Genomic DNA, 21576 nt, shown 5'->3' with positions numbered 1-21576 from the left:
GTTGAAGGTATTCACCGCTTTATACGGTCTGACCGACGCGGCCGACCGGGCGCGCGAACTGCGGGACGCCGGAGCCCACGGCGTGGCCACCTTCGAGGGCCCGCACGACGTCTTCGCCCCGTTGACCCTGGCCGCCACGGTGGGCGGGCTGGATCTGATGACCAATGTCGCGATTGCGTTTCCGCGCAACCCGATTCATCTGGCGCACCAGGCCAACGACCACCAGCTGCTCAGTGCGGGACGGTTCCATCTGGGACTGGGGACGCAGATTCGTCCGCAGATCGAGAAACGTTTCGGCGCGCAGTTCGACCATCCCGTGGAGCGGATGACCGAGCTGATCGCGGCGCTGCGGGCGATCTTCGAGGCGTGGAATTCCGGCGGGCGCCTGGATTTTCGCGGCGAGTACTACCGGCACACGCTGATGACGCCGATGTTCAATCCCGGCCCGAACCCGTACGGCCCGCCGCCGATCTACGTGGGAGCGCTGGGACCCCGGCTGACGCGGGCCACCGCCGAGCACGCCGACGGACTGCTGGTGATGCCGTTCAGCTCGAAACGTTTTCTGCACGGCAGCACCCTGCCCGCAGTTCGGGCGGGCCTGGAGGCCAGCGGGCGGCGCGATTTCCGGATCATCCCGGAAGTCATCGTCTCGGGCGATTCTGACGAGGCGGTCGCGGGGACCCGGCGGCTGCTGTCGTTCTACGGTTCGACGCCGGCATATCGGCCGGTGCTGGCCGCCCACGGCTGGGAGGACCTGCAGCCCGAGCTCAACGCGATGTCCAAACAAGGCCGCTGGCAGGAGATGAGCTCGCTGATCACCGACGAGATGATGCACACCATCGCCGCGTGCGGTACACCGGCGCAGATCGCCGCGCACATCCGCGACCGCCTCGACGGCGTCGCGGACACGGTGTTCCTGTATCAGGCGGCGCCCATCGGCCTGTCCACGCTGGCCGAGATCATCGACCAGTTAGGGAGCGACGGTTAGCCAGTCGGCGAACCCGGACGGGTCGTGCCGGCCCAGTGCGCCGTGCTCGTAGAGGCCCCAGCCCTCGACCGGGTCGCCGTCGCCGTCCCGGCACACCGCGCGCCCGACGTGGTCGATCACGCCGAAGCCCGAGCGGGCGATGATCCCGGGGTCGGTCATGTCGTAGGTCAGCCGCTCGGCGAACTTCTCACCCTTCCACAGGCCATGTGTCCAGTCCGAGTCGCCGCCGTAGCCGCCGCCGACGTGGATCGGCACCGGCAGCTTGGACTCCACGTCGAAGTGGACCGGCGTGCCGTCGGGACTGGTCGCGTCGATGGTTGCGCCGGTAGGGATCCGGGTGCCGGAGCGGTAATGGATCTTGACGCGCGGCCAGCCCAGTTGCTCGACCCGGCCGTCCCGCCACACCCGGGTGCAGTCATTGAGTGAGCGGAACCCGTTGGGCTCCTCCTGAATGATCAGCACGATGGCGAAGTCGTCGAAGGCGATCGGCACGTAGAGCCACCACATGCCTTCGAAGGGCGGGTCTGCCGGGCGGCCGGCCGGTTCCGGCTCTCCGATCGGCCGGATGCCCCAGGACCGGTCGCGGCTGCCGATCCAGACCGCCGGGTCGACGTTGATGTCTTCGCCGTCGACGCTGAGCTGTCCGCTCCAGCTGCCCAGTTGCGCGAACCGCTGAGCGTTGAGGGTGACCCGGTTGCCCGACCGCAGGATGTGCGGCTGCTCCTGGACCACGTCGAACAGGCCCTCCCAGGTGAGATCGGCTGCGATGCCCTCGGTTTCGTCGAGCACGATGCGCAGTTTGCGCAGTGGCTCGATGACCTCGACGCGGTAGCCGTTGACGTGCTGGTTCAACCGGTCTTGGTCGACGGCGTCCGAAAGATGCACCGCGGTCTGCGTATCCCCGCGACGGACGAGCAGGAATGCGTCCTTCACGCCGAGGTTGGGGTAGTAGCCGATGCCGGTGATGACGAAGATGTCTCCGGTCCGGTCATGTGCGTTGAAATACGAGCGGTCGTAGAAGTTCCGGTCGGACGAGCCGGGCCAGGCGATCGGCTGCGGAATCTGGTGTACCGGGTACTCGTCGAGCGGGCCAAGCATTAGTGCTCCTCTCCGATAAGACGTTTCATCAACCCGGCGTGGTAGAACAGCGTCTCGACATCGTCGGGCTTCTCGACCTCGCCGAAATGCACCCGCCGCGCGCCGGTCCGCATGAACACGCACGCCCACATGACGCCGGAATAGACGTAGAACCAATTGAGGTCGCTGAGTTCGATGCCGGTCAGCTGCTGGTAGGTGGCGCGCACGTCTTCCTCACGCATCACCTCTGGTAGGCCGGGCAGCGTTGCCAGGCCGGCAAGCTCCTGAAAGACCTTGTGCGCGAATATCATCCAGGCGACATCGAGTTCACGCGGGCCGACGGTCACCATCTCCCAGTCCAGCACCGCCACCGGTTCGAAATCCTGGTACAGCACGTTGCCCACCCGGGCGTCGCCCCAATTCAGTACCGGCTCGCGCGCGTCGGCCTCGGCCGGCCAATTGTCTTGCAGCCATTGGAAGGTGCGCTCCACCAGGGGTGATCTGCCGATGTCAGGGACGGCGAAGTCATACCACGACTTGACCCAGCCGAAGTGCCGGCGCAGCGCGGTGTCACCGGTCAAGTCCTGGGTGAGGAAGCCAAACGTGTTCTCGGCGTGAGGGATCGAGTGCAGGGTGGCCAGCACCTTGACCGAGGCGTCCTGGAGCTTGCGCTGCTGCTCGGCAGGTGCGTCGGCGAACCAGTTGCCGCCGAAGGTATACGGCATCACGTCCGGCGGCACCACGCCCTCGACGTAGTCCATCAGGAAGAACGGCGCTCCCAAGACGTCGCCGGTGTTCTCGATCCAGCGCACCCGGGGTACCGGTACGTCGGTCAGTTCGCCGACCTGCCGGATCACCTCGAACTGGTGATCCAGCCGGTAGGTCGGGAAGACCGGAACGTCTTGTGCGGTGGGTGCGACCCGGGCGACCAGCTTCTGTTCGTTGCCTTCCCATCGCGCGGTCAGGATGATGGTTTCCGATGACATGCCCGTCGAGTCCACTCCGCTTTCCACGGTGACCTCGGGCTTTACCGGCAGCTTCGTCGCCAGCCACTCCGACATCAGGGCCGGGACAGTGCCGGTGTCGCGGCTCGAGCGTTGCATGCGGCCCACATCTTCGAGAGCCGGTTCATTGGCCACGGGTGTGCTTCCTTTGCGGGGTAATTACGATACGGTAGGTAGCGTTATGAAAGCAGACCCGTCCACCCTTGACAAGGTCCCCGGCGCCGGACGGCCGCGGGATCCACGCATTGACTCTGCCATCCTGGCGGCGACCGCGGAACTGCTTGTCAACATCGGCTATTCGAATCTCAGTCTGGCCGCGGTAGCCGAGCGGGCCGGTACTACGAAGTCCGCGCTGTACCGGAGATGGTCCAGCAAGGCCGAATTGGTGCATGAGGCGGCGTTCCCGGTGGCGCCGACGGCGTTGGTGGCCCCGGCCGGTGATTTCGCCGCCGATATCCGGATGATGATCGAGGCCACCCGCGACGTGTTCACCACCCCCGTGGTGCGGGCCGCCCTACCGGGACTGGTGGCCGATATGACCGCTGACCCAGAGTTGAACGCGCGGGTGATGTCGCGCTTCCACGGTTTGTTCGCGGAGGTGCGGATGCGGCTGCGTGAGGCGATCGACCGCGGCGAAGCGCATGCCGACGTCGACCCGGACCGGCTGATCGAAATTATCGGAGGAGCCACCATGCTGCGGATGATGCTGTATCCGGACCAGAAGTTGGACGACGCCTGGGTGGAGCAGACCGCCGCCATCGTGGTGCATGGGGTGACCCGGTGACGGCCATCGTCACGGGCGCCAGTCGCGGTCTGGGGCGCGAGATCGCGCTGGCGCTGGCGGCCGACGGTGAGGCGGTAGCTGTCGTCGGACGCACCGAGGCCGTATGGGATGAGCGGCTGCCCGGAACCATCGGCGAGACGGTCGCCGACATCGAGGCGGCCGGCGGACGGGCGGTGGCGATCCGGGCCGACCTCACCGACCACGATGACATCATCCGGTTGGTCGACGAGGCCCGGGATGCGTTGGGGCCCATCAATATTCTGATCAACAATGCGGCGTTCACCGCGCCGGGACGGCCGGGTGCCGCGCCGCGCGCCAAGAAAGCGGCGGCGGAGAAGGCGCGGTATCCGGGATTCGTCAGCATCCCGCTGACCGCCTACCGCCGGCATTTCGAGATCGCGGTGTTCGCCGCGTATGAGCTGATGCAACTCGTCAGCCCGGACATGATCACCGCCGGCGGCGGGTCGATCGTCAACATCACCTCCATCGCCTCGCGGCTGGGTGGCGGACTGCCCGGCTACGGGGGCTCCAAGGCGGCGCTGGAACATCTCACCGGTTGTGCTGCACTCGATCTCGCCGAGCACAACATCGCGGTCAACGCGCTCGCGCCGTCCAAGCCGATCATGACGCCGGGCCTGTCCTACTACGCCCGCGGTTTCGACGACGAGAGCACCGCCGAGGAATTCGCGCAGGCCGCACTGCAACTCGCCCGGGTGAGCCCGAGCGTGGTGACCGGCCGCACGATCGGGCACCTGCAGGTGCTCGATGGCAGCTACGCGCCGTTCACGGTGTAACTCGTCAGGCGGCATTGAACTCGATCAGTCTCACGGCGATGGCGTCTTCGGCTTCGCTGGTGCGGACGAATGAATAGATCGGTGGGGCGGTGGATCGGTAGCGCGCTTTGGTGGGGGTTTGGTGTTCGGTGGTGTGGTGGCCGTTGTGGTGGTGGGCGGTGACGGTCCAGCCGGGTGTTTCTTTGGTGTAGTTGCAGCGTTCGCAGAGGCCTTGGCCGTTGGTGGCGGTGGTGGGTCCGCCGTGTTTGACCGGTTGGATGTGGTCGCGGTGGCGGATGGGGGCGTCGCAGTAGGGGGTGCGGCAGGTTTGGTCGCGCAGGTTGATGAAGGCGGCCAGGGCGCGGGGGAAGGCTCGGGCGCGCGATTCCATGGCTACCAGGGCACCGGTGGTGGGGTTGGCGTAGAGGCGGCGCAGGGTGGCCAGGGCGTGGTGATCGGCCAGCGCGGCGTTGAGCCATGTGCGGGCCACCTCGGCGGGGATGGGGCCGTAGCCTTCGAGCAGGGCGGCGTCGTTGGTGCCGCCGAGCAGGGCGCGGTCGGAGATGACGACGTTGAGGGCGATCGGTGCGGGGGTGGTGGCGGGGGTGGCGGTGAGGCGTTCGAAGGCGGTGTCGGCCATGACTTGGCTGCGGGTGCGGTGGTCGACGGTGGTGTCGGCGGCGCGGCGTAGTGCGGCGTAGATCCCGACTCCCTGGGCCACGGGGAGCAGGATGCTGACCCAGGTCATGGTGTCGGGGGCGGGGCGGATGGTGACGGTGCGGTCCTGGGGGGCTTTGGCGGCGCGCTCGACGACGGCGCGGGCGTCGCGGCGGTAGGCGATTGTTTTGGCTGCGGCGGTGATCCGTTTGTCCCCGAGGCCGTGCAGTGCGGTGGTGTCGGCGCATAGTTCGCGGTCCAGTGCGCGGCGGTCTTCGAGGTCCAGGCAGGCCGATTCGCGCACGATGAGGGTGGCCCGCCATTCCGAGAGGACCCCGTGTTCCAGTGCGGCCAGGGTGTGGGGCATCTCGTGGACGAGGGCTTTGGCGAATCCGAGGTGGCGGGCGCCGCGGGCCGGGGAGTCGTGGCGGGCCAGCGCGACTTCGCTGGCCACTCCGCGGCCTCGTTTGGCTGCGGGGATCCCGGCGGCGGATTCTGCGGCGCGCCGGGCGGTGTCCAGGGCGGCGGCGGCGCGGGCCTGTCCGGCGGCGGCGGCGGATTTGAGTTGCTCCAGCGCGTCGATGCGCGCGACGAGTTCGGCTTCGGTGGCATCGGGGGCCACCTGCGAGAACTGCACGAAGTCGAACACATGTTCGATAGTACCACGATCTACTGACTCAAACTTTCTGGCAGGGTCGCGTGTTTGTGGATAACCGCGGCCGTGGGCGAGATACGTCGGCAACGGAAGGCCCCGCTCACCGCAGCCCAACAGCAGCGGCTCACCTTCACCGAAACTCCTAAACACCAACCGCCGCCGATGTCCTGGCACATCACAACAGGCATCCCGGCCGACAAGCCCCCGCGACTGGACCCGGGTAGCCCGACGCCACTAGCCTTCGGCTATGGGGCCCAAACCGCCGGGGAACCGTCACTGATGTTCGGCAAGCCCACCACGCGGGTGGTGGCTATGGTCGCGCTCCTGATGCTTGTTGCCGCCGCGCTACGCGGGTATCTCCCGGCGCACCACGGGCGCCGCATTGCCGAGGAGGGGCCGAGCAGGACGGCGCTGATGTTCCTCGTCGCGGCGATCGCGGCCACCTTGGCGTTGCTGGCATTCTCGATCATCGCCAGACTGCGCGACCCGCGCGCGGTGGCGCCCAGCGCCGGCCCGCTGCCCGACATGCTGGGCGGCGGCAGCGCCCGGCCGAGCTGGCGCGTGGTGTTGATCGCGCTGGGAGTGGTCGCAGCATGGCTCCTGATCGCGGTGCTGGTATCCCGCTGGTTCACCCCGCCACAGATCAGTCTTGACGCGCCGCAACCGGATTCGGGCGCTACCCCGCCGGGCACCGGAGGTGCTCCGCAACCGAAACAGCCTGCGCGGCCCAAGGACGGCCCGGACATGCTCGGGTCGCTGGTGGCGTTTGTCCCGGTACTGCTGATGCTTTTCGTCGGCGGCTTCATCGTGTCGCGTCGGCGCCGCCGCGCGGTGACAACAGCACCAGCGGCTCCCGATCATGCCGAATTGCCCTCTGCGGACGTCGCTTCGGAGTCACTGGTGCGGGCCGCGGAGGTAGGGCTCGCCGAAATGACAGACCTCAGCCGGGAACCACGCGAAGCGATCATCGCCTGCTACGCGGCAATGGAGCGCGAGTTGGCCAACGTCCCGGGTGCGGTGCCGCAGGAGTTCGACACGCCCACCGAGGTGCTCGCCCGTGCGGTCGAACAGCGTGCGCTGCGAGCCGAAAACGCCGTCCAGTTGGTGAATCTCTTCGAGGAAGCCCGGTTCAGCCCGCATGTGATGGACGAAGCACATCGTGAGACAGCGGTCCGCGTACTTGAACTGGTGCTCGACGAGATCGCTCCACGCGCGGGCAGAGTCGCATGAAAAAGCTTATAGCACTGGGTATTTGCCTCATCGTCGGGATCGAGATGCTGGCGCTGATTCTGCAGGACCGCCGCTTCGTCCTGGTGGGCGCCGGCGTGGCCCTGGCGCTGGTGTTGCTCAACGTGCGCCGCGTCCTGGGTCACCCGAGTGAGCCGGAAGCTGAGGTGGAACACGACGATCTCGGTGATTCACTGCGCCGCTGGTTGTCGAACACCGAGACGATGATCCGATGGTCGGACTCCAGTCGCAAGGACTGGGACCGTCATCTGCGCCCGATGCTGGCCCGTCGCTTTGAGATCACTACGGGCCAACGACAGGCCAAGGACCCGGCGGCGTTCCGGGCCACCGGCGAGATGCTTTTCGGCGCCGAACTCTGGGAATGGGTTAATCCGAACAATGTCGGGCATGCCGATGCCAGCCAGCCGGGACCGGGCCGCGCGGCGCTGGAGGAAATTCTGCGTAAGTTGGAGAAGGTATGACGATGGAGCACAGATGACGACCCCGGCGGCCATGCCCGTTGGTACGACCACAGCCCAGTGCGAAGCGGTCCTCGACGAGATCGAACGCGTCGTGGTCGGAAAGCGCTCGGCGCTGAACCTCATCCTGACCGCGCTGCTGGCCCGCGGGCACGTCCTGATCGAAGATCTACCCGGGCTGGGCAAGACGCTGATCGCGCGTTCGTTCGCGTCCGCGCTGGGACTGGAATTCACCCGGGTGCAGTTCACCCCCGACCTGTTGCCGGCGGACCTGCTCGGTTCGACGATCTACGACATGCAGTCGGGGCGTTTCGAATTCCGCCGCGGCCCGATCTTCACCAACCTGCTGCTCGGCGACGAGATCAACCGCACGCCCCCCAAGACTCAGGCGGCGCTGCTGGAGGCGATGGCCGAGGGGCAGGTCAGTATCGACGGCCAAACCCACAAGCTGCCAACGCCTTTCATCGTGCTGGCCACCGACAACCCGATCGAGTACGAAGGCACCTACCCGTTGCCGGAGGCTCAGCTGGACCGGTTCGCCATCCGGCTGGAACTGCGCTACCTCTCCGAACAGGATGAAGCGGCGATGCTGCGCCGGCGCCTGGACCGTGGTTCGGCGGAGCCAACGGTCAACCAGGTCGTGGACGCAACCGATCTGCTGGCGATGCGTGAAGCGGTGGAGCAGGTCACCGTGCACGAGGACGTGCTGCAGTACGTGGTGTCGCTGGCAACGGCGACCAGGCACCATCCCCAGGTTGCCGTCGGCGCCAGTCCGCGCGCCGAACTCGACCTGGTGCAACTCGCGCGTGCCCGCGCACTGTTGTTGGGCCGCGACTACGTGATCCCCGAAGACGTCAAAGCGCTCGCCGTACCCGCCGTTGCCCACCGGATCACGCTGCGTCCGGAGATGTGGGTGCGCAAGATCCAGGGCGCCGACGTGGTCGGAGAACTGTTGCGGCGCCTGCCCGTGCCACGCGCCGACCGCCGGCAGACGTGATCACCCATCGCGAAGTCGAGATCCGCTGGCGCGCATCCGCACTCACGCTGGCGATCGCCACCTGCGCAGGAGTGGCGCTGGCGGCCGCAGTCATGGGCGGACGCTGGCAGCTCATCGCGTTCGCCGCGCCGCTGCTGGGGGTGCTGTGCTCGCTCAGCTGGCAATCTCCGGTCCCGACGGTTCACGTGCACGCGGACCCCGACTCGCAACGATGTTTCGAGAACGAGGAGTCGCGGGTGCGGGTGTGGACCACGACGGACGGCTCGGCCGCCGCGGACCTCACGGTCTCGGCCGTCGACGGGATGGAACTGGACGAGGCCGAAAGCGAGCCGCAGGCGAAAACAGTTGTAGCCGTGGCGAAACGGTGGGGCCGCTACCACCTGCGGGCCCGGGTGGACGTCGTCGCGCGGGGCGGGTTGCTCAGGGGGACCGGAACTGTCGATGTCGCCGACGTCATCGTGTTTCCCCTGACGCCGCCACAATCGACGTCACTTCCGCAGGTGGAATTGCTCGACCGGCTGGGTGCGCACCTGACCCGGCACATCGGGCCCGGCGTGGAATACGCCGACATCCGGCTCTATGTGCCGGGTGACCAACTGCGCGCGGTGAACTGGGCGGTGAGCGCCCGGCGGGGCCGACTGCATGTGACGCAGCGCCTGACCGACCGCGCCGCTGACGTGGTGGTGCTGATCGATACCTATCGCCAGCCGGCCGGGCCCGCAACCGCTGCCACCGAACGCGTGGTTCGCGGCGCTGCCCAGGTGGTGCAGACCGCCCTGCGGCACGGCGACCGGGCGGGCATCGTCGCTCTCGGTGGCAATCGCCCCCGCTGGCTCGGCGCCGACATCGGTCAGCGGCAGTTCTATCGCGTTCTCGACACCGTGCTCGATGCCGGCGGGCGATTCGAAACCACCACCGGCACCCTGGCTCCCCGCGCGGCCGTCCCGTCGGGTGCGATCGTCATCGCGTTCTCCACGCTGCTGGACACCGAATTCGCCTTGGCGCTCATCGATTTGCGTAAGCGCGGCCATGTGGTGGTGGTGGTGGACGTACTGGACAGTTCTCCGTTCGAGGGCGAGCACGACCCACTGGTCGTCAAGATGTGGGCGCTGCAGCGCTCGGGGATGTATCGGGACATGGCCACCGTCGGCGTAGACGTGCTGTCCTGGCCGTCGGATCGCTCACTCGACCAGTCGATGGCCCTGATGCCGGACCGTCGGATGCGCGTACGGGGATCGAGGCGCTGACATGCTCGCGCAGTCCGGGACCCGCGTCTTCTCGGTGGTGTTCGGCCTGCTGATGGTGGCGGCGGCCACCATCGGATCGCACGGGCCTGCGCTGGCCGCCGGAGCCGCTGCCGTGCTCGCTGTCGGACTGGGCGCGGTATTTCGTTCTGCGGCAACGATTGCCGTGTTGTTGGCGGTGTTACTCATCGCGGTCTCAGACGGTTCCCACGTGCTGGCCGCGCTGTCGGGATTGTGCGCCGCGGCCTACCTGGTGTGCCGGCATGCGTCCGGCGACGTGGTCACCGGCAGTTGGCCGACGATCGTCGCCGCCGTCGGCTTCACTTTCGTCGGATTGGTGGCGACGTCATTTCCGGTGCAGGTGCCCTGGTTGCCGCTGCTGGCGCCGCTAGCCGTGCTGGCGATTTATGTCCTGGCCACCCGTCCGTTTCTGAATTAGGCAAACGAATCTCGCGGCCGGGAATCAGCAAAAATCCGGCATTCGATGGGCAAGTTCTCTACAGTCACTTGCGCGCCTTATGTGACAGCGGTCACAGGCGACATGTCATCGTACTGGTCCATCGGGAGGACGCGGTCATGAGCTTCTTCGGCTTGCCGCCGGAAATCAATTCGATTCGCATGTTCCGTGGCGCGGGTTCTGCGCCGATGCTGGAGGCGGGTCTGGCCTGGGACGGGTTGGCACAGGAGTTGTCGACCGCGGCGCAGTCGTTCCAGGCGGTGACATCGGGGTTGGCCGGGCAGGCGTGGCAGGGCGCCGCGGCGGCGAAGATGGTAGCTGCTGCGGACGTCTATGCGCGGTCGCTGGCAGTAGCGGCGAGCCGCGCGGGGGATGCTTCTGCGGCGGCCAGAGCGGTCGCGAGCGCGTTCGAGGCGGCCCGAGCCGCGACGGTGCATCCGCTGGCGGTTTCGGCGAACCGAAATGCCTTCGTGCGGTTGGTGATCGGCAACTTGTTCGGCCAGAATGCGCCGGCCATCGCGGCGGCTGAGAGTGTGTACGAGGAGTTCTGGGCGGCCGACGTGGCGGCACTGGTGGGCTATCACGGCGGGGCGGCGGCGGCCGCCGCGACGTTGTCGTCGTGGGGTAACGCACTGGCCGGTCTGCCGGTGTTGGGTCAGGTGGCGGCATCCGCCGCCGCTGCCGCGGCCGCAATTCCCGACGTGAACACCGGAATCGGCAACATCGGGTCATGGAATATTGGGGGCGGCAACAACGGTTTCCTGAATTTCGGTAACGGCAACACCGGAAACGTGAACCTCGGCGGCGGCAACCTGGGGAATCTGAACCTGGGCAGCGGCAACTTCGGTTCCTTCAATCTCGGTTTCGGGAGTACCGGTTTCACGAACCTCGGCCTCGGACACTCCGGCAATCTGAATGTGGGATTCGGCCACTCGGGCAACGGCAACGCCGGCTTCGGCAACCGGGGAAGCAGCAACCTCGGCGGCGGCAACTTCGGCAGTCTCAACTTCGGCAGCGGCAATCTGGGCTCGTTCAACCTGGGCAGCGGCAATCTGGGTTCAACCAATATCGGGTTCGGCAACAACGGCAGTTACAACTTCGGATTCGGGAACCACGGAAACAACAACATCGGCATCGGACTGACCGGCGACAACCTGTTCGGAATCGGTGCGCTCAACTCCGGCACCGGAAACTTCGGGTTCGGGAACTCGGGCAACAACAACGTCGGATTCTTCAACTCCGGTAACGGTAACTTCGGCATTTTCAATTCCGGCGACGGCAACTTCGGCTTCAGCAACGCCGGTGGTGTCAACACAGGGTTCTGGAATGGGGGTAGTACCAACACCGGCTTCGGAAACGCAGGTACTTCGAACTTCGGAATCGGAAATTCGGGGGATTTCAATGCGGGCGTTGGTAATTCGGGCGCATCGAACATGGGCACCGGGAATACCGGGCTGCACAACACGGGCTCCTTCAATACAGGAGCCTTCAACACGGGCATGTCGAACAGTGGCGGATTCAACACTGGTCTCGGCAATGCGGGCAACACCAACACCGGCTTGCTGAATTCCGGCGACTTTAATACCGGCGTCGGTAGTGCGATCACGCCGCCGGGCGCGACCGGCTCCGGTATCGGCAACACAGGACTAAACAGTTCCGGTTTCAACAACACGGCCAGCTTCTCGTCCGGTTTCCAGAACTCGGACGCCGGCGTCGGAGCCACCCTGATCTCAGGTTTCAATAACTCCGCTTCTGGTGCGGTCGGGTGGTTCAACACCGGTCAGGACACGGTAGGAATTGCGAATTCCGGCAACCTCAGCGCCGGTATCGCAATCGCAGGAGCGGGTAGCTCAGGCATCGGGATTGCCGGCAATGCGAGCTCGGGCTTCTTCCACCCAGGTAATGGGCAGGCCGGCATCTTCGGGCGTGCTGCCGCGCCCGCGTTCCTGCTCGATATCGGACCGCTGGCCCCAGCCCTGGCCGCGCTGCCCGGCGCACCTGCACTCGGCCTTGCACTGCCTGACGTCAACACCGGGCTGGGCAATCTCGGCAGCTGGAACCTGGGGGCCGGAAACACCGGCGACTTCAACCTGGGCTCCGGCAATATCGGCAACGTCAACGTAGGCGGCGGCAACCTCGGGAACCTCAACCTGGGCGGCGGCAACTGGGGCTCCTACAACTTGGGCAGCGGCAATCTCGGCTACACCAACTTCGGCAACGGCAATTACTTCGGCACCTTGAACTTCGGTGGCGGAAACTACAACGGTAGCGGGAACCTCGGTTTCGGCAATAACGCCGGTGACGGTAACTTCGGCAGCGGAAACCGGGGCAGCGGCAACATCGGCACCGGCAACTCGGGCTCGTCCAACCTCGGCAGCGGCAACCTGGGCTCATCCAACTTCGGGTTCGGCAATAAGGGCAATTTCAACTTCGGGTTCGGCAATAGCGGCAACAACAACATCGGCTTCGGCCTGACCGGTAACAACCAGTTCGGCATCGGAGCGCTCAACTCGGGCGTCGGCAACATCGGTTTCGGTAACTCGGGCAACAACAACGTCGGCTTCTTCAACTCCGGTGACGGCAACTTCGGGTTCTTCAACTCAGGCAACACCAACACCGGCTTCGGCAACGGCGGGTCCCTGAACACCGGCTTCTGGAACGGAGGCGCGATCAACACCGGCTTCGGCAATGGTGGGTTCAACAACACTGGGTTCAGCAATGGCGGCTTCAACAATGTCGGCGGCGGCAACGCCGGTCTGAGCAACATGGGATTCGGCAATGCCGGCTTCGCCAATACCGGCGATTTCAATGCGGGCGGCCAGGCCGGTGCTGGGCTCGGCGGCAACACCGGATCGTTCAACGCAGGTTCCCTGAACACCGGCTTCGGAAATTCCGGTGACCTGAACACGGGCCTGTTCAACGCAGGCAGCGTCAACACCGGCATCGGCAGCGCGACCGACCAGCCCGGCAGCGTCTCCGGATTCGGTCATGCAGCCGGCGCCACCAACGTCTCGGGATTCAACAACTCAGGCGATACCGTGTCGGGCTTCCAGAACGTGAAAACCGGTGGCTTCGTTGCGATATCGGGTTTCGGTAACAACGGCTCGGAGCTGGTTGGCTTCAACAACACGGGGCTCAACAATGTCGGCTTCGGCAACACCGGCTCATTCGGCTCCGGGTTCAACCTGTCGGGCCAGTTCAGTTCCGGTATCGGCGTTTCGGGCGCCGGCAGCTCCGGCGTGTCGAACTCGGGCAACGCCAGTTCCGGCTTCTACAACAAGGGTGACGACCAGTCGGGATTCTTCGACCAGACCTAGTTCACGAATGTCGCGGCGCGCTCGGCCAGGTCCAGCACCGGCTGCGGAAAGATGCCCAGCAGCACCGTCACCAGCGCGCACACCGCGATGGCCGCCTTGCTCAGCACCCCGGGCGCCATGACATGCGGTGTGTCGTCGGTGGGTTCGGTGAAGAACATCGACACGATCACCCGCACGTAGAAGTAGGCGGCCACGCCGCTGGAGATCACACCGATCACCACCAGCGGCACGGCGCCACCCTGCGCCGCGGCCTTGAACACCGCGAACTTGCTGATGAAACCACTTGTCAGCGGGATGCCCGCGAACGCCAGCAGGAACATCGAAAGCATCACTCCCACAATGGGGGAGCGCTGACCGAGGCCCGCCCAGTGCGACAGGTCGGCGTCTTCGACGTCCTCGGAATTGCGGACCAGGCCCACGATCGCGAAGGCGCCCACCGTGCTGAAGCTGTAGGCGACCAGGTAGAACAACGTGCCCGACAGGCCCGCGGAGTTGTCGGCGATCACGCCGGTGAGGATGAAGCCGACGTGTGCGACCGACGAATACGCCAGCATCCGTTTGACATTGGTCTGGTTCACCGCGGTGATGGTGCCCACCGTCATCGTCAGGATCGCGATTCCCCAGAGCACCGGGCGCCAGTCGTGATGCAACGGTGGCAGTGCCACATACACGACGCGCAGCAGGGCGCCGAAGGCCGCGACCTTGGTGGCCGCCGCCATGAAACCGGTGATCGGGGTGGGGGCGCCCTGGTACACGTCCGGAATCCAGGAGTGGAACGGCACCGCGCCGACTTTGAACAGCAGACCGACCGACAGCAACGCGACGCCGACCAGAGCCATCGACTTATTGGTCTCGCCGGCAAGGGAATCGCGGATGCCGGTCAGTGTCAGCGTGCCGGTGGCGCCGTACAGCAAGGCCACGCCATAGAGGAAGAACGCCGACGAGAAGGCGCCCAGCAGAAAATATTTCAGCGCCGATTCCTGCGACGCCAACCGGCGGTGCCGGGCCAGCCCGCACATCAGGTACAGCGGGAGCGACAGGACCTCCAGCGCGACGAACATGGTCAGCAGGTCGTCGGAGGCGGGGAACACCATCATGCCGCCGACGGACAGCATCAGCAGTGGGAAGAGCTCGGTCTGGGCGACGCCGGCGCGTTCGGCCTCGTGCTCGGTGTCGCTACCCGGTACCGCGGACGCCTGAGGGGTGAAGGAATCCAGGCCGGCGAAGACCTTGCTCTTCTCGGCGGCCGGGACCGTTCGCTGGCTGCGCTCGGCGACGAAGATGACGGCGAGCACCGAGACCAGGACGATTGTGCCTTGCAGGAACAGTGTCGGCCGGTCCACCGCCACCGCGCCGAGGACCGTACGCCGGCCCTCGGCCGGGACCGACTTCGCCACGGCGACCACGGCGACGAAGGCCGCGACCAGCCCGAGGAGTGTCAGCACCACTTGCGCGCCGTAGCGCGCCCTTCGCGGCAGGAATGCTTCGACCAGCACGCCGAGCACCGCAATACCGAAAACAATGAACATGGGGGACAGCAGGAAGTACTCGATGCTGGGGCTGGGCAGCGTCATTGGTGCGGTCCTTCGGCTTTCCGGGGTACGCCGTTGATCGTGGGAGCGGGGTCATGCTGGCCGATGGTGGTCATGGTGCTCTCCACCGCCGGGTTGATGATGTCCAGCACCGGCTTGGGGTAGACGCCGAGCACGAACAGCAGCGCGAGCAACGGGGCGACGACGGCCAGCTCACGGCCCACCAGATCGCGGATCTTCTCGTTCCCGGTGGCCACCGGGCCGGTCATCACCCGCTGGTAGAGCCACAGCATGTAGATGGCCGCCAGTACCAGCGCCGTCACACCGAACGCCGCCGCCACCCAGTAGCGGTTGAAAGTGCCCAGCAATACCAGGAATTCGCTGACGAACGGAGCCAGGCCCGGCAGCGACAGGGTCGCCATGCAGGACACCAGGAAGGTGCCGGCCAGGATGGGTGCCACCTTCTGCACGCCGCCGTAATCGGCGATGTTGCGGCTACCGCCGCGGGATACCAGGAACCCTGCGATCAGGAACACCGCCGCGGTGGAGATGCCGTGGTTGAGCATGTACAGCGTCGAGCCGCTCTGGCCCTGGGTGGTCATCACGAAGATGCCCGCGATGATGAACCCGAAGTGGGAGATCGAGGTGTAGGCGATCAGGCGCATCATGTCGGTCTGGCCGATGGCCACGATGGCGCCGTAGATCACCCCGATGATGGCCAGCGTGACTATCGCGGGACGGAAATACGTTGCGGCGTCCGGGAACAGCTGCAGGCAGTAGCGCAGCATACCGAAGGTGCCGACCTTGTCCATCACGGCGGTGATCAGCACCGCGGTGGCGGGAGTGGACTCGACGGCCGCGTCGGGCAGCCAGCGGTGCAGCGGCCACAGTGGAGCTTTGATCGCGAACGCGAACATGAAGCCCAGGAAGATCGCCTTGAACACCACCGGGTCCACTCCGGCGAGGCGGCCGGCCTTGACGTCGTCGACGATGCGGACGAAATCGAAGGTGCCGCCGCCGTGCTGACTGGTGACAACGTAGAGGCCGATCACCGCCGCCAGCATGATCAGCCCGCCGAAGAGGTTGTACAGCAGGAATTTCACCGCGGCCCGCGAGCGGTCGCGGCCCTGCCCGAACCCACCGATCAGGAAGTACATCGGGATGAGCATGGCTTCGAAGAAGACGTAGAACAGCAGCACGTCCAGGGCGATGACCGAGATCAGCACCATCGACTCGATGGCCAGCGTCAGCGCGACATACGCGTGCACGCCCCGGGGATTGGTGTCGCCCCCGTCGTTCCAGCCGGCCACCAGCAGCAGGGGGATCAGGATGGTGGTCAGCACCACCAGGATCAGCGCGATGCCGTCCACACCGAGGGAGTAACCGGCCCCGAAAGCCGGTATCCAGGTGCGTCTTTCGACGAACTGGTAGGTGTCACCACCGGGCTTGAACCCGACCGCGACGACGAGCGAGACCGCGAGCGTCGCGACGGCGACCAGCAGGCCGGTCCATTTGGCGACCTGCCGCAGGCTCGGCGGCAACAGAATGATCAGCACCGCACCGGCCAGCGGCACCAGCCACAGGACGCTCAGCCAGGGCACGTTCACCACAGGTTCACCACCAACAGTGCGCCGGCCACCAGGGCCGCCCCCGCCAGCATCGACAGCGCGTAGTTACGGGCGAAGCCGGTCTGGAAGCCTCGCAACCGATTCGACGTCCGGCCCACCAGGGCGGCCAGGCCGTTGACCGACCCGTCCACGCCGGCGTTGTCGACGGCCACCAGCCTGTCCGTCAGGTGCGCACCCGGGCGCATGAAGACCTCCTCGTTGAAGGCATCGCCGTAAGCGTCGGCCCGTGCGGCCGTCGTCAGCACCGAAACCTGAGCGGGCGCCACCCGCGGAATTTCCGCCTTGCCGCCGTACATCCGGTAGGCCACCAAGGCGCCGACGACGACCACCGCCACCGCGACGACGCTGACGGCCCATTCAGGCAACGCGTGCGCCGCCTCTTCGTGCACACCAACCACGGGTTCGAGCCAGTGCTGCAAGGAGTCGCCCATCGCGAACAGGCCGCCGGCGAACACCGAGCCGAAGGCCAGGATGATCATCGGCGCCGTCATCAGCGCGGGCGACTCGTGCGGATGCGAGCTTGGCGCCCAACGCTTTTGACCGAAGAACGTCATCAGCATGACGCGCGTCATGTAGAAGGCGGTGATGCCCGCGCCCAGCAGGGCGGCCCCGCCCAGCACATAGCCCCGGGCGCCGCCGGCGCCCAGCGCCGCCTCGATGATCGCGTCTTTGGAGAAGAAGCCCGCAAAGGGCGGAACACCGATGATCGCCAGGTAGCCCAGCCCGAACGTCACGAACGTGATCGGCAGGGCCTTGCGCAGGCCGCCGTAGCGGCGCATGTCCTGCTCTTCGTGCATCGCGTGGATGATCGACCCGGACCCGAGGAACAGTCCGGCCTTGAAGAAGCCGTGGGTGAGCAGGTGCATGATCGCGAACGCGTAGCCGGCCGGGCCGAGGCCGGCGGCCAGCACCATGTAACCGATCTGGCTCATCGTGGAAGCGGCCAGCGCCCGCTTGATGTCGTCTTTGGCGCAGCCGATGAACGCCCCCAGCATCAGGGTGACGGCACCGACGATCACCACGGCCAGCTGCGCGCCGGGGGCCAGATTGAAGACCGGGTTGGACCGCACGATCAGGTAGACACCGGCGGTCACCATGGTGGCGGCGTGGATCAGCGCCGAGACTGGCGTCGGACCCTCCATCGCGTCACCCAACCAGGCCTGCAGCGGGACCTGGGCCGACTTGGCGCAGGCGCCCATCAGCAGCAGCAACCCCATCGCGTTGAGCACGCCCTGGCTGGCGGCGGGCGCGCCGGCGAACACGCCGGCGTAGGACACGGTGCCGAACGTGGCGAACATCAGGAACATCGCCAGGGCCAGGCCGGCGTCCCCGACGCGGTTCATCACGAACGCCTTCTTGGCCGCCGTGGCCGCCGTCGGCTTGTGGTACCAGAAGCCGATCAGCAGGTAGGACGCCAGACCGACGCCCTCCCAGCCGACGTAGAGCACCACATAGTTGTCGGCCACCACCAGCAGCAGCATCGAGGCCAGGAAGAGGTTGAGGTAGCCGAAAAACCTTCTGCGGTCTTCGTCCTCGGCCATGTAGGCGATCGAGTAGATGTGGATCAGCGACCCGACGCCGGAGATGAGCAGGATGAAGCACATCGACAACTGGTCGATCTGCAGGCCGAAGTCGACCTGCAGTTGACCCACCGGCATCCAGGTGAACACCTTCTGGTGGATGACACGGTCTTCGGCGCTGCGGCCTAGCAGTTCAGACAGCAACATCGCGCCGACGACGAACGCCGAGATCGCGGCCAGCGTGCCCAGCCAGTGGCCCCACGCGTCGGTGCGTCTACCGCCGAACAGCAGGATCACAGCACCCGCCAGCGGCAGCGCCACCAGCAGCCAGGTGTAGTCAGTCATCTTGGCGTTCTCAGCCTTTGAGTAGATTCGCGTCGTCGACCGACGCCGATTTGCGGGCACGGAAAATCGTCATGATGATGGCCAGGCCGATGACGACCTCGCACGCGGCGACCACCATGGTGAAGAACGCGATCATCTGTCCGTCGAGTTTGCCGTGCATCCGCGCGAACGTGACGAACGCCAGGTTGACGGCGTTGAGCATCAACTCGACGCACATGAACATGACGATCGCGTTGCGCCGCAGCAGCACCCCGGAAGCCCCGATGGTGAACAGCAGAGCCGAAAGGTAAAGGTAGTTGGCCGGATTCATGATGAGCTTCCCTTGACAGCTTCCGGTGAGGGTGTCTCGAGTCCGTCGGCTCCGCGGGTGCGCAGGATCTTGGAGACCGACAGGTCGGAGTAGGAGCCGTCGGGGAGCAACGCGGCGACGTCGACCGCGTTGTGACGGGCGTAGACGCCCGGGTTGGGCAGCGGGGTGGGGTGGCCGCCGGGACGGAACCGCTCCTCGGAGAGCTCGCGCTGAGTCTTGCGGCGCTCGAACCGTTCCCGGTGTGCCAGGATCATCGCGCCGACGGCGGCGGTGATCAGCAGCGCGCTGGTCAGTTCGAAGGCCCACAGGTAGCGCGAGAAGATCAGTGCCGCCAGGCCTTCGACGTTGCCGTTCGCGTTGGCCGCGGCGAGGCCGGAGAAGCCGCCGGTCGCCACGTTGCCGATGCCGGCGATTAGCGCGATGCCGAAGCCGACGCCGGTGACCACCGCGGCGACCCGCTGGCCGCGCAGGGTCTCCTTCAGCGATTCCGCGGAGTCCACGCCGATGAGCATGAGCACGAACAGGAAGAGCATCATCACCGCACCGGTGTAGACCACCACCTGCACGACGCCCAGGAACAGCGCGTCCTGGGCCATGTAGAACACGGCCAGGATGAGCATCGTCATCGCGAGATACATGGCCGAGTAGACGGCGTTGACCGCCAGCACCACCCCGAGTGCCCCGATCACCGCGGCCGTGCCGAGCACCCAGAACATCACGGCTTCGCCGCTGGAGGTCCGGGTCAGAGTTTCCGCTGCGAACGTGACGATCATCGAGCGTCCTGACCTTCGCGCAGGCCCTGGGCCGTCACATTGCCCAGGTAGTAGTCCTTGTCGGTGGCGCCCTCGGCCCGCGGGTGCGGTGGTTGCGTCATGCCCTCCAGCAGCGGCGCCAGCAGCCGGTCCTTCTCGTAGATGAGGTCCGCGCGGTTGTCGTCGGCCAGCTCGTAGTCGTTGGTCATGGTCAACGCGCGGGTGGGGCAGGCCTCGATGCACAGCCCGCACCCGATGCAGCGCAGGTAGTTGATCTGATAGACCCGGCCGTAGCGTTCGCCCGGCGAAAACCGTTGCTCGTCAGTGTTGTCCGCGCCTTCGACGTAGATCGCGTCGGCCGGGCAGGACCAGGCGCACAACTCGCAGCCGATGCACTTCTCCAGGCCGTCCGGGTACCGGTTGAGCTGATGGCGGCCGTGGTAGCGCGGTGCCACCGGTCCGGGCTTCTCCGGGTACTCCTCGGTGATGTTCTTCTTGAACATCGACCCGAAGGTGACGCCGAATCCGGCTACCGGATCCCAGAGGCGCTTGAAGATGTTAGCCACGTGCCTTCTCCTTGCTCGCACCTATCGGCTGCTCGAGTGTCTTGAACGGCAGCGGCGGTGTCGGGAATGCGGGCGCGAAACCGCCTTCGAAACCGGCCTGGTCGGCGGTTGCGGCCAGTTGCTTGCGTCGCTTGCGGGGGCTGGGTGCGCTGAACGGCTTTCGCAGGGTGGCGATCAACGCCAGCGCGAACAGGAGACTGCACACCACCAGCAGCGTGGTCCAGTGTTCGTAGCCCTGGTTGCGCAGCGTGCGGATGACCGCCGCGATCATGATCCACACCAGCGAGACCGGGATCAGCAGCTTCCAGCCGAGCGACATGAACTGGTCATAGCGGAACCGGGGCAGGCTGGCGCGCAGCCAGAAGTAGATGAACAGGAACGTCCACATCTTGAGGGTGAACCAGAGCACCGGCCACCAGCCGTGGTTGGCGCCCTCCCACATGTTCAGCGGCCACGGCGCGTGCCAGCCGCCGAAGAACATGGCCGCGGCCAGCGACGACACCGTGAACATGTTGACGTACTCGGCCAGCATGAAGATCGCGAACTTCAGCGACGAGTACTCCGTGTGGAAACCGGCGACCAGTTCGCCCTCGGCTTCCGGCAGGTCGAACGGCGCCCGGTTGGTTTCGCCGACCATCGAGATCAGGTAGATCACGAACGACGGCAGCAGCAGGAACACGAACCAGACCCGGTCCTGGGCGGCGACGATCTGCGACGTCGACATCGAGCCCGCGAACAGGAACACCGCTGCGAATGACAACCCCATCGCCACCTCGTAGGAGATGACCTGCGCGGTGGAGCGCACCCCACCCAGCAGGGGATAAGTGGATCCCGACGCCCAGCCGCCCAGCACGATGCCGTACACGCCGATGGCCGACATGCCCAGGATGAACAGCACCGCGACCGGGAGATCGGTGAGCTGCAAGGGCGTCCAGTGTCCGAACACCGACACCTCGGGGCCGAACGGGATGAAGGAGAAGGCGGTGAACGCGGGGATCGCCGAGATGGCCGGCGCCGCGAAGTAGACGAACCAGTCGATGCCCTTGGGGGTGATGCTTTCCTTCAGCGCCAGCTTGATGCCGTCGGCGAGGCTCTGCAGGGTGCCCCACGGTCCGGCCCGGTTGGGGCCGGGCCGCAACTGCATCCAGCCGAGGATCTTGCGCTCGAGCAGGATCGCCACCAGCACGTTGAGCATGAGGAACACGAAGATGGCCAGGGCTTTGCCCAGCACCAGCCACCACGGGTCGTGTCCGAAGGCGGTCAA

Annotated in this window: 19 protein-coding genes; 9 read left to right on the top strand and 10 right to left on the bottom strand. The window is 66.1% G+C overall.

Annotation, left to right across the window (positions count from 1 at the left end):
• The first annotated feature begins 1 nt into the window (after window position 1).
• Window positions 2–988 carry a TIGR03617 family F420-dependent LLM class oxidoreductase gene (locus QXH22_RS06330; protein ID WP_306275187.1) on the top strand — a complete coding sequence of 329 codons (987 nt, stop codon included), beginning with the start codon at window positions 2–4 and terminating at the stop codon, window positions 986–988.
• Here QXH22_RS06330 and QXH22_RS06325 read toward each other — a convergent pair.
• Both QXH22_RS06325 and QXH22_RS06320 read right to left on the bottom strand, forming a co-directional pair.
• Entirely contained in the window at window positions 971–2086 is a 1116-nt protein-coding gene (locus QXH22_RS06325; protein WP_306275186.1) for a hypothetical protein, read from the bottom strand. The two genes, QXH22_RS06330 and QXH22_RS06325, sit on opposite strands and share 18 nt — an antisense overlap.
• Window positions 2086–3204 carry a phosphotransferase family protein gene (locus tag QXH22_RS06320; RefSeq protein ID WP_306241862.1) on the bottom strand — a complete coding sequence of 373 codons (1119 nt, stop codon included), beginning with the start codon at window positions 3202–3204 and terminating at the stop codon, window positions 2086–2088. Before QXH22_RS06320 ends, QXH22_RS06325 begins: the two co-directional genes overlap by 1 nt.
• 46 nt (window positions 3205–3250) lie before the next feature.
• Between QXH22_RS06320 and QXH22_RS06315 the strand changes: the two genes are divergently transcribed.
• Both QXH22_RS06315 and QXH22_RS06310 read left to right on the top strand, forming a co-directional pair.
• Entirely contained in the window at window positions 3251–3853 is a 603-nt protein-coding gene (locus QXH22_RS06315) for a TetR/AcrR family transcriptional regulator (protein ID WP_306241861.1), read from the top strand.
• Complete coding sequence (locus QXH22_RS06310; protein WP_306241860.1) at window positions 3850–4647, top strand: SDR family NAD(P)-dependent oxidoreductase; 798 nt, start codon at window positions 3850–3852, stop codon at window positions 4645–4647. The genes QXH22_RS06315 and QXH22_RS06310 overlap by 4 nt, the downstream gene beginning before the upstream one ends.
• Before the next feature lie 4 nt (window positions 4648–4651).
• On the opposite strand, the gene QXH22_RS06305 is transcribed toward QXH22_RS06310, so the two are convergent.
• Window positions 4652–5932, bottom strand: coding sequence for an HNH endonuclease signature motif containing protein (locus QXH22_RS06305; protein ID WP_306275185.1), 1281 nt, complete (start codon window positions 5930–5932; stop codon window positions 4652–4654).
• 285 nt (window positions 5933–6217) lie between these two features.
• On the opposite strand from QXH22_RS06305, the gene QXH22_RS06300 reads away from it, so the two are divergent.
• The 6 genes from QXH22_RS06300 to QXH22_RS06275 all read left to right on the top strand — a co-directional run bounded on the left by QXH22_RS06300 (window position 6218) and on the right by QXH22_RS06275 (window position 13659).
• Entirely contained in the window at window positions 6218–7168 is a 951-nt protein-coding gene (locus QXH22_RS06300; protein WP_306244365.1) for a DUF4129 domain-containing protein, read from the top strand.
• Complete coding sequence (locus tag QXH22_RS06295; RefSeq protein ID WP_306241858.1) at window positions 7165–7647, top strand: hypothetical protein; 483 nt, start codon at window positions 7165–7167, stop codon at window positions 7645–7647. The genes QXH22_RS06300 and QXH22_RS06295 overlap by 4 nt, the downstream gene beginning before the upstream one ends.
• Before the next feature lie 31 nt (window positions 7648–7678).
• Window positions 7679–8641 (top strand): AAA family ATPase, encoded by a 963-nt coding sequence (locus tag QXH22_RS06290; protein ID WP_371934209.1) that lies wholly within the window; start codon window positions 7679–7681, stop codon window positions 8639–8641.
• Entirely contained in the window at window positions 8638–9888 is a 1251-nt protein-coding gene (locus tag QXH22_RS06285) for a DUF58 domain-containing protein (protein ID WP_306241856.1), read from the top strand. Before QXH22_RS06290 ends, QXH22_RS06285 begins: the two co-directional genes overlap by 4 nt.
• 1 nt (window position 9889) lies before the next feature.
• Entirely contained in the window at window positions 9890–10324 is a 435-nt protein-coding gene (locus tag QXH22_RS06280; RefSeq protein ID WP_306241855.1) for a hypothetical protein, read from the top strand.
• 137 nt (window positions 10325–10461) lie between these two features.
• On the top strand, window positions 10462–13659 hold the full coding sequence (locus QXH22_RS06275) for a PPE family protein (protein ID WP_306241854.1): 3198 nt from the start codon (window positions 10462–10464) through the stop codon (window positions 13657–13659).
• Here QXH22_RS06275 and nuoN read toward each other — a convergent pair.
• From nuoN to nuoH, 7 genes are read right to left on the bottom strand one after another with little or no spacing between them, the layout of a single operon-like run.
• Window positions 13656–15233, bottom strand: a complete 1578-nt coding sequence (nuoN, locus tag QXH22_RS06270; protein ID WP_306275184.1) for an NADH-quinone oxidoreductase subunit NuoN — start codon at window positions 15231–15233, stop codon at window positions 13656–13658. The two genes, QXH22_RS06275 and nuoN, sit on opposite strands and share 4 nt — an antisense overlap.
• Window positions 15230–16801: an NADH-quinone oxidoreductase subunit M gene (locus tag QXH22_RS06265; RefSeq protein WP_306275183.1), complete on the bottom strand. Its 1572-nt coding sequence runs from the start codon at window positions 16799–16801 to the stop codon at window positions 15230–15232. Before QXH22_RS06265 ends, nuoN begins: the two co-directional genes overlap by 4 nt.
• Window positions 16795–18684, bottom strand: a complete 1890-nt coding sequence (gene nuoL / locus QXH22_RS06260) for an NADH-quinone oxidoreductase subunit L (RefSeq protein WP_306241851.1) — start codon at window positions 18682–18684, stop codon at window positions 16795–16797. Before nuoL ends, QXH22_RS06265 begins: the two co-directional genes overlap by 7 nt.
• A gap of 10 nt (window positions 18685–18694) precedes the next feature.
• A complete protein-coding gene (nuoK, locus tag QXH22_RS06255) occupies window positions 18695–18994 on the bottom strand; it encodes an NADH-quinone oxidoreductase subunit NuoK (RefSeq protein WP_055580875.1) in 300 nt (99 codons plus the stop codon).
• The gene (locus tag QXH22_RS06250; protein ID WP_306241850.1) at window positions 18991–19767 is read right to left on the bottom strand and encodes an NADH-quinone oxidoreductase subunit J; all 777 of its coding nucleotides are present in this window, start codon (window positions 19765–19767) and stop codon (window positions 18991–18993) included. The genes nuoK and QXH22_RS06250 overlap by 4 nt, the downstream gene beginning before the upstream one ends.
• On the bottom strand, window positions 19764–20312 hold the full coding sequence (nuoI, locus tag QXH22_RS06245; RefSeq protein ID WP_306241849.1) for an NADH-quinone oxidoreductase subunit NuoI: 549 nt from the start codon (window positions 20310–20312) through the stop codon (window positions 19764–19766). The genes QXH22_RS06250 and nuoI overlap by 4 nt, the downstream gene beginning before the upstream one ends.
• A complete protein-coding gene (gene nuoH, locus QXH22_RS06240; RefSeq protein ID WP_306244363.1) occupies window positions 20305–21576 on the bottom strand; it encodes an NADH-quinone oxidoreductase subunit NuoH in 1272 nt (423 codons plus the stop codon). Before nuoH ends, nuoI begins: the two co-directional genes overlap by 8 nt.

The organism is Mycobacterium sp. TY814, from assembly GCF_030755175.1.
Taxonomy (GTDB): Bacteria; Actinomycetota; Actinomycetes; order Mycobacteriales; family Mycobacteriaceae; genus Mycobacterium.
This window is presented reverse-complemented; position numbering and strand designations above follow the sequence as displayed.